General features: G+C 40.5%; 17 protein-coding genes. 14 read left to right on the forward strand and 3 right to left on the reverse strand.

Annotation, left to right across the window (positions count from 1 at the left end; all coding sequences use genetic code 11):
• Positions 1 to 46: 46 nt before the first annotated feature.
• Positions 47 to 868 (reverse strand): DUF8832 domain-containing protein, encoded by an 822-nt coding sequence (locus RCG21_RS04160; protein WP_133339857.1) that lies wholly within the window; start codon positions 866 to 868, stop codon positions 47 to 49.
• Between the two features lie 343 nt (positions 869 to 1,211).
• Here RCG21_RS04160 and RCG21_RS04165 point away from each other — a divergent pair, with 343 nt between their 5' ends.
• From RCG21_RS04165 to RCG21_RS04205, 9 genes are all read left to right on the forward strand, one after another.
• A complete protein-coding gene (locus tag RCG21_RS04165; protein WP_165976407.1) occupies positions 1,212 to 1,469 on the forward strand; it encodes a hypothetical protein in 258 nt (85 codons plus the stop codon).
• Between the two features lie 24 nt (positions 1,470 to 1,493).
• Complete coding sequence (locus tag RCG21_RS04170) at positions 1,494 to 2,480, forward strand: hypothetical protein (protein WP_133339853.1); 987 nt, start codon at positions 1,494 to 1,496, stop codon at positions 2,478 to 2,480.
• Positions 2,481 to 2,720: 240 nt separating this feature from the next.
• Positions 2,721 to 3,041 carry a nitrite reductase small subunit NirD gene (gene nirD, locus RCG21_RS04175; RefSeq protein WP_133339851.1) on the forward strand — a complete coding sequence of 107 codons (321 nt, stop codon included), beginning with the start codon at positions 2,721 to 2,723 and terminating at the stop codon, positions 3,039 to 3,041.
• Between the two features lie 29 nt (positions 3,042 to 3,070).
• On the forward strand, positions 3,071 to 4,528 hold the full coding sequence (cobA, locus tag RCG21_RS04180; RefSeq protein WP_133339849.1) for a uroporphyrinogen-III C-methyltransferase: 1,458 nt from the start codon (positions 3,071 to 3,073) through the stop codon (positions 4,526 to 4,528).
• Positions 4,529 to 4,573: 45 nt separating this feature from the next.
• Positions 4,574 to 5,191 carry an NAD(P)-binding protein gene (locus RCG21_RS04185; RefSeq protein ID WP_133339847.1) on the forward strand — a complete coding sequence of 206 codons (618 nt, stop codon included), beginning with the start codon at positions 4,574 to 4,576 and terminating at the stop codon, positions 5,189 to 5,191.
• Positions 5,192 to 5,281: 90 nt separating this feature from the next.
• Complete coding sequence (locus RCG21_RS04190) at positions 5,282 to 6,334, forward strand: glycoside hydrolase family 15 protein (RefSeq protein WP_133339845.1); 1,053 nt, start codon at positions 5,282 to 5,284, stop codon at positions 6,332 to 6,334.
• 187 nt (positions 6,335 to 6,521) lie between these two features.
• The gene (aceB, locus tag RCG21_RS04195) at positions 6,522 to 8,114 is read left to right on the forward strand and encodes a malate synthase A (protein WP_133339843.1); all 1,593 of its coding nucleotides are present in this window, start codon (positions 6,522 to 6,524) and stop codon (positions 8,112 to 8,114) included.
• A 48-nt stretch (positions 8,115 to 8,162) separates the two neighbouring features.
• The gene (aceA, locus tag RCG21_RS04200; RefSeq protein ID WP_133339841.1) at positions 8,163 to 9,449 is read left to right on the forward strand and encodes an isocitrate lyase; all 1,287 of its coding nucleotides are present in this window, start codon (positions 8,163 to 8,165) and stop codon (positions 9,447 to 9,449) included.
• Between the two features lie 257 nt (positions 9,450 to 9,706).
• Positions 9,707 to 10,141 carry a YueI family protein gene (locus RCG21_RS04205; protein ID WP_133339839.1) on the forward strand — a complete coding sequence of 145 codons (435 nt, stop codon included), beginning with the start codon at positions 9,707 to 9,709 and terminating at the stop codon, positions 10,139 to 10,141.
• Positions 10,142 to 10,301: 160 nt separating this feature from the next.
• Here RCG21_RS04205 and RCG21_RS04210 read toward each other — a convergent pair whose 3' ends face one another.
• Entirely contained in the window at positions 10,302 to 10,760 is a 459-nt protein-coding gene (locus RCG21_RS04210; RefSeq protein ID WP_133339837.1) for an OsmC family protein, read from the reverse strand.
• 17 nt (positions 10,761 to 10,777) lie between these two features.
• Complete coding sequence (locus tag RCG21_RS04215) at positions 10,778 to 11,422, reverse strand: lysozyme family protein (protein WP_133339835.1); 645 nt, start codon at positions 11,420 to 11,422, stop codon at positions 10,778 to 10,780.
• Positions 11,423 to 11,644: 222 nt separating this feature from the next.
• On the opposite strand from RCG21_RS04215, the gene RCG21_RS04220 reads away from it, so the two are divergent.
• The 5 genes from RCG21_RS04220 to gatB all read left to right on the forward strand — a co-directional run bounded on the left by RCG21_RS04220 (position 11,645) and on the right by gatB (position 16,128).
• On the forward strand, positions 11,645 to 12,067 hold the full coding sequence (locus tag RCG21_RS04220) for a hypothetical protein (protein WP_133339833.1): 423 nt from the start codon (positions 11,645 to 11,647) through the stop codon (positions 12,065 to 12,067).
• Positions 12,068 to 12,089: 22 nt separating this feature from the next.
• A complete protein-coding gene (gene fosM, locus RCG21_RS04225) occupies positions 12,090 to 12,515 on the forward strand; it encodes a FosM family fosfomycin resistance protein (RefSeq protein WP_133339901.1) in 426 nt (141 codons plus the stop codon).
• 407 nt (positions 12,516 to 12,922) lie between these two features.
• Entirely contained in the window at positions 12,923 to 13,216 is a 294-nt protein-coding gene (gatC, locus tag RCG21_RS04230; protein WP_133339831.1) for an Asp-tRNA(Asn)/Glu-tRNA(Gln) amidotransferase subunit GatC, read from the forward strand.
• Between the two features lie 14 nt (positions 13,217 to 13,230).
• Entirely contained in the window at positions 13,231 to 14,688 is a 1,458-nt protein-coding gene (gene gatA / locus RCG21_RS04235) for an Asp-tRNA(Asn)/Glu-tRNA(Gln) amidotransferase subunit GatA (RefSeq protein WP_133339829.1), read from the forward strand.
• Between the two features lie 12 nt (positions 14,689 to 14,700).
• Positions 14,701 to 16,128 (forward strand): Asp-tRNA(Asn)/Glu-tRNA(Gln) amidotransferase subunit GatB, encoded by a 1,428-nt coding sequence (gatB, locus tag RCG21_RS04240; protein WP_133339827.1) that lies wholly within the window; start codon positions 14,701 to 14,703, stop codon positions 16,126 to 16,128.
• Positions 16,129 to 16,165 lie beyond the last annotated feature (37 nt).

Consider the following 16,165-nt stretch of genomic DNA (forward strand, 5'->3'; position numbering starts at 1 on the left):
TCGACAAAATTCGGGTGGTGCCTGTCACCACCCGAATTTTGTCGAATTACATATTCATTTTAGGTACGTCCACGATAAAGGGAGCAACGATGATGCGTCCTTGGTATTGAAATTGTCCCCAAATTTTATAGATACCTTTTTGGGGGAAGTAGGTCATGAATGTTACTTTTGGTCCGTTTCCTTTGGTTGTCATTGGGTGAATGTGAAGATATTCGTGCAGGTCATCTTTTATGGCAACGGCATGGCCCAGTGCACCTAAATAGGGCTGGAGGTTTTTGATTGGTTTATTCGTCTTCGCATCCCGAATCATAAAGGTCATGTTTGAGTTCATTTCTGCCATTAAATGGTCGAAGGATAAAGTTATTTTTAAGCCATCGACCATTGTCGTTAACTTTTGATCTGGAATGAGTGGTTTAGATTTAGGGATAGGCCCGTCGATATGAAGCCAATGCTTTTCCACACTATTATCCCCGCCGCCTTTTGGTGTAACTTCTGCAATTAGTTGGTAATCCCCGCCTGCTGGAAAGGCCGTCGAAATATCAAATTCCCCATTTCCTTTATAAATCGGATGGAGATGAGAAAAATAAGATAAATCTTTACTAACAATAATTAAATGCATTTTTTTGGTATGGACCGTTTCAAACGCTTGGATTGGTTTATTGGATTTATCTCTTATCAGAATTGAAATGGGAATTCTCTTATTCGGCTTTAGTGTCTCAGGTGTTTTCCATTCAGATTTTGTCGGGATTACATTCTGAGGCATTGAGCTCATTTGATGGTCCATTGTCGATTTCGGAACCCTAATGGGATTACAGGAGGTTAGTAGGGTGATAGCTAAAAGGATTGAAATCAATTTAACGCTTTTCAAAACGGACAGGCTCCTTTCCAACTTAATCAATTTTTACAAGAAGTTATTTTAGTTTGCTAATCGATTGCATATACTAATTAATACTAAGCAAGCATTCAAAAGAAGTAAAGGAATACAAATGATTGATAAAAATGGATCATACATCGAAGTCAAAAGAATTACGACAAATTTAATTATTCCTTAATAACTTTATATGCATTATTGATTATAATAAAAATTACGGAGATTACCTATCAATCCAATATGAGGTAATAATGTAAATAAATATCCAAATAACAAGCGGAGAATGCTATGATTAAGGAATAAATGATCTAGTTTTTTACTTTTACCAAAGGTGAGTGGATTGAAAAAGATGGAGATTTTTTCATTGTTGCCACAATATTTATTACATGTTACCGCTGTGCCCCACAGTGAGAGCCCCAGCTTGATTTGGTCCCTATTAGCCTGTAACATTTTCTTGGTCATTGCGGGGGTCTTCTTTATTGTTAAATTATTTAGACAAAAAAATGTCCTTAAATCGGGAATTACTTTCGGAATTGCACTGGCGATTAATTATATTTTAATTGCAGTGTACGGGGATATATTTGACCTGCTTGGATAGGGGATAAAGAGGAGGTTTAAATTTTTGAAATATTATCGAATTTGGGTCATTGCCTTCTTATTAAAGTTCATTGGATCTGCTTGGGATGCCTCTTACCATTTTAAGTATTTATTTGAGGAATATTCCATACCGCATATTGTTAATTTTACTGGCTTTGCGATTGGGGCATTTTTATTATTTAAAGAGTGGCGGAAGCTGCATTACATGGATCGGTTTTCGCGAAATCTTGTAACGATTGGATATGTTTTATTTTTAATTGGTATCCCCTTAGACTTTAGCTATCATATCGCTTACGGCATTGATTTAACCACCTGGAGTCCAACCCACTTTATTTATTATATTGCGACAGATATTATGATTATCGGTGTATGGCGGGCCTATTTTAAGTTTTCTCAGGATCAAATACCATCATGGAAATCACTGCATACTTGGTTTGCGATGTTTTTGCTGGAATGCTTAATGTTTCCAAATATGCAGCAGGAAAACGGAGCAATATCCTATGATCAATATATTCATGGACGTTCCATTGCCTCAAAAGAAATTCTACAGTTGATCTCAGACCCTGCGTCGCAAATCTTTGGGGGGATCCCCCAATGGGTGTATCCGCTTTATTCGGTATTATTTGTAGCCCTGTTTACAGTCATTGTTAATAAACTTTGCCGGGAATATACTATTCCAGTTATGGCAGCGGCACTTTATATCCTATTACGTTTTATCTTTAAATCGGCCTTTTATCTTGTTCATTATCCAACATCCTATGTCCCGGTGACACTTTTATTTATCCCGATTTTTTATTTAGTTTTCAGAAGGGATAGTTGGCTCGCCGGACTTGCCGGTAGTTTGTTCTATTTTCTAACTTTGTTTGCCATTAATCGCCTTGGCTTACTAATCACACCGCCATTAGTATGGTGGGAGGCTATACCGGTTGCGATAATCGGCTTGTTTGTTCCGGTGATTGCTTCCGAAGTAGTAAAACTGCCAATTCGGCCCAAAAGAAAGCAACCTGCATAAAAGATGAAAGGTGTTCCTCAAAGGGACACCTTTTTTATATGACAATATTGTGAAACAATTCGCTTATAGGGGTTAAAAGTGACAAATCCCACAATTTATTATGAGAACAATGATTACAATTTAGTTATAGAAAAAGCAAAAATGAGAGTTGAAATCCGTGTTAAAATATAAGAAAGATTAAAAAAATTCGGGAATATATAATATATTAAGGCTTTCAATCAAGGCAGGGAGTGGAGTAAAATGTTTAAAACAATCACACGAATTCCTGTAGCGCATTATTCGAATCTTAAAGAAAGAAAAGGATTTTCTATCAAAATTGATCAAATTGAAATAGCACTTTTTAAATTGTCAAACGGAAAGATTTTTGCAATTGAAAATCGCAGTCCGATTCCAAAAGGTGGAGTACTTTCTAAAGGAATTATCAACGGCGAATACTTATATTGTCCTGTCTATGATTTGAAGATTTCCTTAGCGGATGGTAAAGTTCAGGAGCCGGAAAGTGGTAAGGTACGTACATTTAAGGTAGAAATAAAAGAGAACATTGTATTTATTGTTTTATAGGACACCAAAGATGGGAAGGAGGCAGCATGATGAGAAAAGGCAAAGTATTTTTAGTTGGTGCAGGCCCAGGGGATATCGGGTTAATTACGGTAAAAGGCTTGGAGGCCATTAAGCAGGCTGAAGTTTTACTTTATGACCGGCTTGCCAATCCAAAGCTGCTAGAATATGCACCCTCAGAGTGTGAGTTTATATATTGTGGAAAATTACCTGACCGTCATATTTTGCGGCAAGAGAATATCAATGAACTTTTAGTCGCTAAAGCATTAGAAGGCAAGAAGGTTGTTCGTTTAAAAGGCGGAGACCCGGGTGTATTTGGCCGCGTTGGGGAAGAGGCGGAATCCCTAGCACAGTTTCAGATACCTTTTGAAATCGTTCCAGGAATCACATCGGGAATTGCGGCCCCCCTTTATGCAGGAATTCCTGTCACTCACCGGGAATATGGAGAATCGTTTGCAATCGTAACCGCTCATGCAAAGTCTAAAGATGGAGAGCCGTTGCTTGAGTGGGAAAGCCTTGCACGCGGAGTGGATACGATTGCTTTTTACATGGGAGTTGGAAATTTACCGCTCATTTGTGAAAACCTTATCGCACACGGCAAATCTTCTTCGACTCCTGCGATATTAATTCAATGGGGCACGTTTGGCCGTCAGAAGACATTGCAGGGGACATTAGCAGATATCTCAGAGAAGGCATTAGCTGCCAAGTTTAAGAATCCTTCCATTATCCTGGTGGGCGATGTAATTTCACTTCGGGAAAAAATCAACTGGTTTGAAAAAAAGCCGTTGTATGGCCGGCAAATATTATTAGCCCGGACAAGCAATGGTCTGAGCGAATTGGCAAAGGAATTAATGGATTATGGAGCGGATGTAATAGAATTTCCAAAATGGAAAAAGACATCGGTTCATATTGACTTAGAAAAAGTGACAGCCTATGATAAGATCCTGTTTGCCCAGCCCGAAAGCGTTGCTGAATTTTTCGAAGCGTTAATTGACAATCAAATCGATATTCGAAATATCAGGGCTAATTTTTACGGTCCTTCATTTAAGACGATAAAAGCCTTAAATGACCGGGGATTTACCGCCACGTTGGCGGAAGAAATGTATGGTTCAGGGAGTTTGCTCATTGTCGGTGACAACAGTGTTTTGAAAAATACAGAGAATTATGGAGTATTTGATGTAATCGTGACGAGTATAAAAGAAATTGATAGGCAATTCATGCCGATTTTTAAGCGAATGTTCGGGGAAGCTCAGGTCGATACAATCATTTTTCCATGCAGTGCATCCGTGGAACCCGTTCTTGAAGCATTAAGGGAATGCGGCATTGCTATAGAGGAGGATGTAAGAGATTCACATGTGGTTTGTATGGGAAAACAAACGATGGCTGCTGTTAGGGGAGCGGGGTTGATGAATCCCAATATGCCGGCAAAGGCAACAAAAGCCGCTTTGATAGAGTATTTAGCGGAGCAAAATGGTGTAGAGTTACAATAAAAAATGTTTCTGCTCATTTATAAGCGGGCATAACGAGGCGAGAACATGAAGGTAAGTTATCCAATTATGATGAATTTGGAAGGAAAGAAGGCAGTGATTGTTGGCGGCGGAAAGGTTGCGGAGCGCAAGATATTTGGTCTGCTTAATACTGGCGCGGAGATTTCTGTGATTAGCCCGGAAGTAACCGAAGAAATTCAAATACTGGTTACTGAGGGTAAGGTTTCATGGTATTGCCGGGCATTTTCTGAAGAGGACCTAGCCGAAACCCCTTTAGTGTTCGCCGCGACGAATGATAGGGAAATCAATCAGTTGGTCAAAGCTGCAGCAGGTCCCCATCAACTTATTACTATCGCGGATGATCCTGATGGCTCAGATTTTCATGTTCCGGCAGTGGTTCGACGGGGGCGTTTAAATATTGCGGTTTCGTCGGGCGGGGCAAGCCCGATTTTGGCAAGTCGAATCCGTTCAGGGCTGGAACAGCAGTTTGATGAATCCTATGAGAGCTATCTTGAGTTTCTTTTTACGGTACGGCAGCGGATTTTGGAAGAAGTGAAAGACCCTTCTGTAAAAAGAAAGCTATTAACGGCTATTGTCAGCCAGGAATTTTTAAAAAGCAACAATCGAGAAGAAGACTTTCAAAAATTATATAACGAGTTGGTTTAAGCGGGTACCGTTACAGGTGCCTGCTTTTTTCGTATAAATACATAAGAATTTGGAAAAAAAGGAGGTAAAACACAGAACAGAGGGTGTAGGATGTATAACAAAAAAATAAGCAACAGCTATCAAATTTTGGATCAGTTACGATTGCCGCATGGATTATACTTGGCCTCTTCATCAAATGATTATCACTACGTTTGGCTTCGAGATTCTTTTTACATGTCCTTACCTTATTTAGAACAGGACAATGGGATTTATGAAATGACCTATCACCGGATTTTAGATTTATTCCGAGAATATGAATGGAAACTGGATATCCATAATCTCCAAAGGCCAATTGAGCAATGGGAATATATACATTCCCGCTATTCAGCCCATGATGTAAGAGAAATCGATACACCATGGGGACATGCCCAGCATGATGCGATTGGGGCAATTCTTTGGGGAATCGGAATGGGGCAAAAACGAGGGAAGCAGATTATTCGAGATGGAAAAGATCATGAAATCGTTCAAAAGCTTGTCGGGTATTTAGGCTGCGTTCACTATTGGGAGGATGCGGATAATGGGATGTGGGAAGAATGGCGCGAAGTGCATACCAGTTCTGTTGGTGCCTGTGTGGCTGGACTTAAGGCTGTTCAAGATTTGGTCTTTGTTCCGGGAGAATGGATTGAAAAAGGGAAATGGACTTTATCTGCCTTATTTCCACGTGAAAGTATCGACCGTCCCTGTGACTTAGCGCAGATGAGCTTAATCTATCCTTACGGTGTTGTAGATGGGGAAGATGCAAAATTAATCCTCAAGCAGGTTGAAATAAATCTACTAAGGGACCGGGGCGTGATTCGCTATCAGGGTGACTCCTATTATTCACTTTTGGAGCATGAAGGACGGCATCATGAGTTATCTTTTTATTTTGGTTCGGAAGCAGAATGGACCTTTGGGCTTCCGTGGCTTGCCCTTTGTCATTTAGAATTAGGAAATATGGAAAAAGCCCATGCTTATATTCAGCAGACAGAAAAAGTCATGCTCAGTGATGGCAGTCTTCCGGAACTTTATTTTGCCCAATCTTCGGACTATAATTCCAACACGCCATTGGGGTGGGGAAGCGCCCTGTATATATTAGCGAAAGAGAAATATGAACGGATTATGTAAAAATTTCAGGCCGTTGGGATTGATCCAACGGCCTTTTTATTATCTCTGTCGCTGAAAAATACTACTTTAGGATTATTTTGACTATTTTTAAAAAATTTTCTGAAAAGTAGTTCCCTTTTTATTTTTAGTGTTATATAATACAAAACGAGGATAGATGCTGTATTATAACAAAGAGGTGATTAAGTTCATGTCGACGCAAACGACTGGTATTGAAGTGGTGGGTGCCATAAACGCCCAGTATGATGAGGTTTTGACATCCGATGCTTTAAATTTTATTGAAGAACTAGAGCGAAACTTTGGGGAAAGAAGAGTTGAACTGTTACAGTACAGAATGAAACGACAGGAGGAAATTCACAACGGAAAGCTTCCGGATTTCCTTCCTGAAACGAAACATATTCGTAATGGAGATTGGACAATTGCTCCCCTGCCACAGGATCTTCAGGACCGCCGGGTTGAAATTACCGGTCCGACTGACCGGAAAATGGTCATTAATGCTCTGAATTCTGATGCGAAAATCTTTATGGCCGACTTTGAAGACGCCACTTCACCGACATGGAAGAACATCGTCGAAGGACAAATCAACTTGAGGGATGCAGTAAATCGGACGATTTCTTTTGAAAATCAAAATGGTAAAAAATACACCCTGAATGAAAAAACAGCAGTACTGCTCGTTCGACCACGAGGATTACATTTAGAAGAAAAAAATGTACTACTAGACGGAAAGCCGATTTCCGGAAGCCTTTTCGATTTCGGATTGTACTTTTTCCATAACGTAAATAATTTGCTCGCAAGAGGGACGGGTCCATATTTTTACCTTCCAAAGCTTGAGAGTCATATAGAAGCCCGCCTTTGGAATGATGTCTTCGTCTTCGCACAAGATAAACTCGGTGTCCCGCAAGGAACGATTAAAGCAACTGTATTAATCGAAACCATTTTGGCAGCATTTGAAATGAACGAAATTTTATATGAATTAAAGGAACACTCTGCCGGCTTAAACTGTGGCAGATGGGATTATATTTTCAGTTACTTGAAAAAGCTCCGTAACCAGAAGGATGTAATTCTTCCGGATCGCTCGCAGGTTAACATGACGGTTCCCTTTATGAGGTCATACTCGTTATTGACCATCCAAACCTGTCATCGACGAAAGGCACCGGCAATGGGAGGGATGGCAGCACAAATTCCGATTCGCAATAACCCGCAGGCGAATGAAGGAGCCTTTGCGAAGGTTCGTGCCGATAAGGAACGAGAGGCTCGCGATGGTCATGATGGGACATGGGTTGCCCACCCTGGACTTGTCCCGGTTGCATTAGAGGTGTTTAACCGCGAAATGCCTGCATCTAACCAAATTAATACACAAAAACAGCAGCACATCACGGTTACGGCTCAAGATTTACTTGAGGTGCCGAATGGAACGATTACCGAAGAAGGAGTTCGCGTCAACATTAATGTTGGAATTCAATATGTTGCTTCTTGGTTAGATGGAAAAGGTGCAGCGCCAATTCACAACCTTATGGAAGATGCGGCAACGGCTGAAATTTCAAGAGCACAGCTTTGGCAGTGGATCCGCCATCCCAAAGGTGTGTTAACGGACGGCCGAAAGGTAACAGCAGAACTGTATCAGGCCTTCAAGGTGGAAGAACTAGAAAAAATCAAACAGGAAATAGGTGCTGAAGCTTATAAGAATGGGCGGTTTGCTGAAGCTTCAGAACTATTTGACCAAATGATTCAAAATGATGAGTTTGCTGAGTTTCTAACCTTACCGGGTTACGAGCTTTTATAGAAAGTTTGATAAATAATAGTTTACTAAATTAATAGGGAGGAATTTAAGATGACAAATGAAAGAGCTGCAAGATTACAAGAAAGCTGGGAAATGGATAGCCGTTGGAATGGAATTACAAGACCGTATACGGGAGAAGACGTTATTAAGCTTCGCGGTTCGATTGATATCGAACATACTTTAGCGAAAAAAGGTGCAGAAAAGCTTTGGAAGCTATTAAATGAAGAAGAGTACATCAATGCGCTTGGTGCGCTGACAGGAAATCAAGCGGTTCAACAGGTAAAAGCCGGACTGAAAGCGATCTACTTAAGCGGCTGGCAGGTAGCAGCTGACGCCAACCTTTCAGGACATATGTACCCTGACCAAAGCTTGTACCCTGCAAACAGTGTACCAAGCGTGGTAAAGCGAATTAACCAAGCGCTTCAACGTGCTGATCAAATTACCCATTCTGAAGGTGACGACTCTATCGATTGGTTTGCCCCAATTGTAGCCGATGCGGAAGCAGGCTTTGGCGGGCAGCTAAACTGCTTTGAATTGATGAAAGGCATGATTGAAGCAGGCGCAGCCGGTGTACACTTTGAAGACCAGCTTTCTTCTGAGAAAAAATGCGGTCACTTGGGCGGAAAAGTATTGCTGCCGACTCAAACTGCTGTTCGTAACCTGATTGCAGCTCGTTTGGCTGCTGATGTAATGGGTGTTCCAACTGTGCTTGTTGCCCGTACAGATGCTAATGCTGCCGATTTGATTACCAGTGATATCGATATGAACGATGCGGCATTCATTACCGGAGAACGGACTCCTGAAGGATTTTACCGGACAAAAGCCGGAATTGATCAAGCGATTGCCCGCGGCTTAGCCTATGCACCATATGCTGACCTAATTTGGTGTGAAACTTCTGAACCAAATGTAGAGGAAGCAAGAAAGTTTGCGGAAGCGATTCATGAACAGTTCCCTGGCAAACTACTGGCCTATAACTGTTCACCTTCCTTCAACTGGAAAAAGAAACTTGACCCAGAAACAATTGCGAAATTCCAACAAGAGCTCGGAAAAATGGGCTATAAGTTCCAATTCGTTACACTTGCAGGGTTCCATGCCTTGAACCACAGCATGTTCGAGCTTGCCCGCGGCTACAAAGAGCGCGGTATGGCGGCTTACTCCGAATTGCAGCAGGCTGAGTTTTCCAGTGAGCAATACGGCTACACGGCTACCCGCCACCAACGCGAGGTTGGTACTGGCTACTTTGACCAAGTATCCATGGTCATTACAGGAGGCACCTCTTCAACCACAGCGTTAAAAGGATCAACTGAAGAAGAGCAATTTAGTTCTTCGAAAAAATAAAGAGCGAATCCTTCTCCTTATGTGTGGGGGAGGGATTTTTTTGTCTCTACTAGAATTATTATCATGATTAAATGGTAGTGGAATGTATTTTGGTCATAGTGGAAAGTAAATGAGCAAAAGTGGAAGGTAAAGTGCAACAACTGGAAAGTAAACATATAATAAACTGATAGAAGGGATTAGTGGATGAATGTTTAGTAGGGAACCTTTTTCCTTGTCCTATCATAAAAATAAGTAGCCTTTATAATGGAGTTGATTTTTTGAGAAAGCCATCTGTTGATGAGGTGTTACAGCAGGGAATCTACGGCCCCCTAGAAACTAAGCCGGAGGAAAGGCGGAAATTTTTAGGGACATTACGTGAGCGGATTATCATTGCTCTTAAAAAAGGTCAGGTTGGCGAAGCTGAGATCTATCCTCAAGTGGAGCAGGAGATAAAGAAGAACCCGAAAGCTCATTTGTTTTTAAACGGAACAATGAACTACGGACAATTATCGAAGTATGTAAAACTGGCGGCCAAATATAAAATGGAGCATACGATTGTGACCAATAAGGACCACGATACAGAGATTGGGCTTGTCTTAGCGTTAGACCATGCGATAGACAAAGAAGAAATCTTTATTACTAAAAAGGCACCGATTCAATTTGACACGAAAAAGAAAAAGAGCCTTTTTGCAAAACTCTTTAATCGGAAATAGCGCTTGGATGGAACCAAGCGCTATTTACTATTTACAACAATTCTCGGGTACCTTCAACAAATTCCCTGTTTAACCAAACGTTTGATTAAAATGGTTAAAAAGGTTATTAGTAAAGGATTTTTCCATGCAATTGTATGAAAAAAATGACGAATGGTAGTAACTATAATTCACCAGATACTCGTTCTACCAAAGCCTGCAATTCCAACTCAACATTTCCCTGAATAGCCCGGCTGATCATGCAAGAGGTCTCAGCCTTTTTAGCAAGCTTTTGGGCCAGAGAATAATCCTTTTCAGAGGCTGCGGCTCTCAACACAATATGCGGCCGATGGATGATTTTTTTATACGTAAAAACCCCGTTTGTTACATCGACAATCGCTTCTGAATCCATGGTCAAACTCACCTTATCCAAATGGCTTCGCTCCATCATCGCTGCGAGAGTGATGATATAACAGGTTGCTGCTGCACCAAGCAGCATTTCATCAGGATTGGTGCCAACCCCGGGGCCATCCATTTCAGGTGGGATTGAGATTTTCGTTTTTAAGTTTCGTGCCTCAATTTCCCCCACATCATTTCGTAATCCCGGCCAGTTTGCTTTTAAAAGAAATCGATGTTCAGCCATGTTGAACCTCCTAGATTTTAAAAGTTGAACGATTTTTCGATCCCGGAAGCCGGAACGTTTTCTGCTAATGATTGAATGTTTTTGGCTACCTTCGTACTATACGTATAATCACCATAACAATAAGGATAACGGAAATTAAACTTGTTTCCGCCGCAATTATAAATGGTTGGATTTCTTTTAACTTGTTGTAAGGAGAATTTTTTCGCTAATTCCTCACTATGCTTACCGCCGTGCTCGGCGATATAATCGATATACCCTGTCCCCATGTTATATGCTTGGATGATGGTTGGAAAATCTACCTTTCTTTGTTTTCCATAAATGACTGCCCGTCGAAAATGTTTTACCCCGAGACGGATGCTTTCCTTCGGGTCTTGAATCGTATTTCGTGCGAGTCCGGCCGATTCAGAGGCTTGCATCGGATCCCCGCCCTTGCCGTGGCTTTCCTGCTGCATTAAAGCAACGAGGACCGGAGTGTATTTTTCCATATTGTATTGTTTCAATTCATTGTGAATTAAAGGTTCATATTTTTTAACATTTACGAAGGACTTGTTGAAAATATCAGGAGGATTGCCTTCAAGCAATTTGCTGATGAGAATAAAGGCAAAACAAAGCATAAACAGGAGCGTAATCAAACGGGATTTCTTTTTCCGTCTTCGTTTCATTCACTTACCTCTCCAATTTCTAATTCTACCTGATTATTATAACGTAATCTTAAATAGTAAGGAAATATGAGGGGTTGCATAAATAGAGGGATTTATTGGAATTATCGAGAATATAGTATAAGGATTGAAGTTAAAACAGCTAATAGACTTTTTTCGACTTGGTATGACGGATTTCTTCTTTAAACAAACGTTTATTTAAAAATCCCACTGTTGCCTATTTAAATGGTTATTTACATCAAACCAAGCAAAAAAATTGTCGGATTAGGATGTGACTCTAAGAATAAATCTTTTTTAGCAGCTTCCATCATTTTGTCCTTGGGAATTGTCCTTGGATGCTCAATTGTTACTTTCAAGCCTTTTCAGGAACAATCTGTTTCAAAAGTTGCAACAAATGCGGATCAAGTAGCCGTAATGATGAATATCAACGAAGCTTCCAAATTACTAGGATTAAAAACAGATGAGTTAAAAATGATTATTTCAGCTGAAAGCCAAAGCTTGACTGAATCCGGTGAATTTAGTGGCACAATGCTTCCTTATATCGTTGTGAACGGAAAACAATACTTCGAACGAACAAGTCTATTAAAATGGGCCGTTGAAAGTTCAGTTGAGCATCGGGGATATAATAATGGGAGCCGGTTTCAATAACTCATTAAGCAGGTGTTGTGGTATGGGGATTAAAGGATTAAATCATTTACTTTTTTCAGTTTCCAATTTGGAGAAATCAATAGAATTTTACCAAAATGTATTTGGTGCCAAGCTATTAGTGAAAGGGAGAAGTACGGCTTATTTTGATTTAAATGGTATATGGCTGGCATTAAATGTTGAGGAGAATATCCCTCGTAATGAAATAAGCGAGTCCTATACTCATCTTGCTTTTTCAATCGATGAGGAAGATTATATTAAAATATATAATAAACTCGAAGATTTGCAGGTTACGATTCTTTCAGGCCGGTCAAGGGATGAAAAGGATAAAAAATCTATCTACTTCACCGATCCGGATGGTCATAAGTTTGAATTTCATACAGGGACATTACAGGACAGATTGGATTATTATAAGCAGGAGAAACAGCATATGAAATTTTATGACAAATAGAAATGAGAGTAATGGGGACCAAGGATAGTGCCCGAACCTGTGAAAATATCGGAATCACAGGAACAACGGAGCCCTGATAGTGCCCGCCTCGTGTTAATTTCAACGACATGGGAATTATGCCATTCGGTTAGTTCCCAAACATATTCTTTTTAATAATCCGGTTACTATAATCAACTGAGGTCACCTCCGACACCCAGCCACACGAACAAAATGTAAACTCCTTAAAAAATCTCCTAATTCCCAAGATTACCATTATAAGGTAAAATAATTTTATTTTTCAAAAAATATTAAATTAAAAGTAAAAACTCTTGCCAATACTGATGAGGAATCATTGCGGTAACGCAGAAAAGTTTGGTATCATCAATATTAAAATAACATTGTTAACTTTAGCAGGAGGTCCAAAGTATATGTCACGAATTTCAAGTGAACAGGTAAAGTATGTTGCGAATCTTGCACGGCTTGCCATCACGGAAGAAGAAGCAGAAAAGTTTACAAAACAGCTTGACGCAATTATTAGCTTTGCTGAACAGTTAAATGAGCTGGACACCGAAAATGTAAAACCAACTTATCATGTTTTGGATATGAAAAATGTGCTGCGCGAAGATATCCCACAAAAAGGGCTGCCGCGTGAAGAGGTACTCAAAAATGCGCCGGAGCATAAGAATGGCCAAATTAAAGTACCGTCAATTTTGGGAGAGTAAGGAGTGCAAGAATAGTGGGTTTATTTGATTATAAAGTTTCAGATCTTCATGAGCTTTTACATAAAAAAGAACTGAAAGTCTCTGACCTGGTAGATGAATCGTATAAACGTATCAGCGAGGTAGAGGACAAAGTACAAGCCTTCTTAACATTAAACGAAGAGCGTGCCCGTCAAACAGCGAAGGAGCTAGATGAAAAGTTTAACGCAGATTCTGCAGAGGGTCTGCTATTTGGAATGCCTATAGGTGTTAAGGACAATATTGTCACAAAGGGATTAAGGACGACTTGTGCAAGTAAAATTCTCGAAAACTTTGATCCTATTTACGATGCAACCGTTGTACAAAAGCTGCAAAAGGCTGAAACTGTGACAATCGGTAAATTAAATATGGACGAGTTTGCCATGGGGTCTTCAAATGAAAACTCTGCATACCAAAAAACACGCAATCCGTGGAACTTGGAAACTGTTCCAGGCGGTTCATCCGGCGGGTCTGCTGCTTCTGTTGCTGCAGGGGAAGTTTTGTTTTCACTTGGCTCTGACACCGGCGGATCCATTCGTCAACCGGCATCATTTTGCGGTGTTGTTGGTTTGAAGCCTACATATGGCCGGGTATCACGCTTTGGTTTAGTGGCATTCGCATCATCACTTGATCAAATTGGTCCGATTACTAGAACGGTTGAAGACAATGCCTATCTGTTGCAGGCGATTTCTGGTCTAGATCCAATGGACTCTACTTCTGCCAATGTGGATGTTCCTAATTTCACTCAAGCTTTAACAGGTGATATTAAAGGCTTACGGATTGCTGTTCCAAAGGAATACCTTGGGGAAGGTGTCAATGAAACGGTTCGTCAATCTGTTTTAGATGCCTTAAAGGTTCTTGAAGGATTAGGGGCCGTTTGGGAAGAGGTTTCTCTGCCGCATTCCAAATATGCGCTTGCAACCTATTATCTACTTTCTTCTTCAGAAGCATCTGCTAACCTGGCCCGCTTTGATGGGGTTCGTTATGGATACCGTACACCGGACGCTGAAAATTTAATCGATTTATATAAAAAGACAAGAGCAGAAGGCTTTGGTGATGAAGTAAAACGCCGGATTATGCTCGGTACCTTTGCTTTAAGCTCAGGTTATTATGATGCTTATTATAAAAAAGCACAGCAGGCTCGTACATTGATTAAGAAAGATTTTGAGGATGTTTTTGAAAAATATGATGTGATTGTCGGTCCAACAACACCAACTCCAGCTTTTAAAATTGGAGAAAAAATCGATGATCCGTTAACGATGTATGTAAATGATATTTTAACAATTCCTGTGAACTTGGCAGGAGTACCTGGTATTTCTGTACCGTGCGGCTTTGATGGTGGTCTGCCACTTGGTTTACAAATCATTGGTAAACACTTTGATGAAGCAACGGTTTATCGTGTAGCACATGCCTTTGAGCAGGCAACAGACTTTCATAAACAGAAGCCAGGACTGTAGGGGGTGAAGAGAATGGAATTTGAAACAGTAATTGGACTTGAGGTCCATGTCGAATTAAAAACGGAATCAAAAATCTTTTCGGCAAGTCCAAACCATTTTGGTGCTGAGCCGAATACAAATACTAGTGTAATTGACCTTGGTTATCCGGGGGTTCTTCCAGTTCTTAATAAAAAAGCAGTGGAGTTCGGAATGAAGGCGGCCATGGCCTTGAACTGCGAGGTTGCAACCCACACGAAATTTGACCGTAAAAACTATTTTTATCCGGATAATCCAAAGGCGTATCAAATTTCGCAATTTGACCAGCCGATTGGTGAGCATGGCTGGATTGAAATTGAAGTAAACGGATATACGAAAAAAATTGGAATTACCAGGATCCATCTGGAAGAGGATGCCGGAAAGTTAAACCATGAAAAAGGCTACTCATTATGTGATTACAACCGTCAAGGAACACCGCTTGTTGAAATCGTTTCTGAGCCGGATATCCGTACGCCTGATGAGGCCTATGCCTATCTTGAAAAATTGAAATCAATCATTCAATACACAGGTGTTTCTGATTGTAAGATGGAGGAAGGATCGCTTCGTTGTGATGCTAATATTTCGATTCGTCCGTTTGGACAAGAGGAATTTGGTACAAAAACGGAATTGAAAAACCTAAACTCTTTTAACTTTGTTCGTAAAGGTCTTGAATATGAAGAAAAGCGCCAAAGAGAAGTTGTTTCTGCAGGTGGAAAAATTGACCAAGAAACACGCCGCTTTGATGAGGCTTCTGGTGCAACACTCTTAATGCGGGTGAAGGAAGGTTCGGATGATTACCGTTACTTCCCTGAACCAGATTTGCTTGAGCTTTATATTGATGATGAGTGGAAAGCACGCATTCGTGCGGAAATCCCTGAGCTTCCGGACCAACGTCAAAAACGTTATGTAGAAGAACTTGGATTACCTGTCTACGATGCAAAGGTTCTTACGGTAATAAAAGAAACCGCTGATTTCTTTGAAGCTACCGTAAATGCCGGTGCTGATGCGAAGCTGGCTTCCAACTGGATTATGGGCGAGGTTTCAGGCTATTTGAATGCTGAAGGAAAAGAACTGCACGAGGTAGCCTTAACTTCAGAAGGTTTGGCAAGTATGATTAAACTAATCGAAAATGGCACCATTTCTTCTAAAATTGCTAAAACTGTTTTCAAGGAATTAATTGAAAATGGCGGTGATGCGGAGCAAATCGTGAAGGAAAAAGGGCTTGTGCAAATTTCTGATGAAGGAACATTGCTGAAAATTGTTGCCGAAGTTCTTGATGCAAATCCACAGTCAGTTGAAGACTTTAAGAATGGTAAACAGAAAGCAGTAGGGTTCCTGGTCGGTCAATTAATGAAAGCTACCAAAGGACAAGCGAATCCGCAGGTGGTTAATAAATTATTGCAACAGGAATTACAAAAAAGATAATGAATTTGGCTGGCAGCATTCCAACTGCCAGCTATTT

It is taken from the genome of Bacillus salipaludis, assembly GCF_030938565.1.
GTDB classification, from domain to species: Bacteria; Bacillota; Bacilli; order Bacillales; family Cytobacillaceae; genus Neobacillus; species Neobacillus salipaludis_A.

Excerpts from the sequence above, each read along its gene's own strand:
- gatC (WP_133339831.1), top strand. The coding sequence starts at position 12,923 with ATGTCACGAATTTCAAGTGAACAGGTAAAGTATGTTGCGAATCTTGCA.
- aceB (WP_133339843.1), top strand. The coding sequence starts at position 6,522 with ATGTCGACGCAAACGACTGGTATTGAAGTGGTGGGTGCCATAAACGCC.
- gatB (WP_133339827.1), top strand. The coding sequence starts at position 14,701 with ATGGAATTTGAAACAGTAATTGGACTTGAGGTCCATGTCGAATTAAAA.
- RCG21_RS04220 (WP_133339833.1), top strand. The coding sequence starts at position 11,645 with ATGGTTATTTACATCAAACCAAGCAAAAAAATTGTCGGATTAGGATGT.
- nirD (WP_133339851.1), top strand. The coding sequence starts at position 2,721 with ATGTTTAAAACAATCACACGAATTCCTGTAGCGCATTATTCGAATCTT.
- cobA (WP_133339849.1), top strand. The coding sequence starts at position 3,071 with ATGAGAAAAGGCAAAGTATTTTTAGTTGGTGCAGGCCCAGGGGATATC.
- aceA (WP_133339841.1), top strand. The coding sequence starts at position 8,163 with ATGACAAATGAAAGAGCTGCAAGATTACAAGAAAGCTGGGAAATGGAT.
- RCG21_RS04190 (WP_133339845.1), top strand. The coding sequence starts at position 5,282 with ATGTATAACAAAAAAATAAGCAACAGCTATCAAATTTTGGATCAGTTA.
- RCG21_RS04185 (WP_133339847.1), top strand. The coding sequence starts at position 4,574 with ATGAAGGTAAGTTATCCAATTATGATGAATTTGGAAGGAAAGAAGGCA.
- RCG21_RS04215 (WP_133339835.1), bottom strand. The coding sequence starts at position 11,422 with ATGAAACGAAGACGGAAAAAGAAATCCCGTTTGATTACGCTCCTGTTT.
- fosM (WP_133339901.1), top strand. The coding sequence starts at position 12,090 with ATGGGGATTAAAGGATTAAATCATTTACTTTTTTCAGTTTCCAATTTG.
- RCG21_RS04210 (WP_133339837.1), bottom strand. The coding sequence starts at position 10,760 with ATGGCTGAACATCGATTTCTTTTAAAAGCAAACTGGCCGGGATTACGA.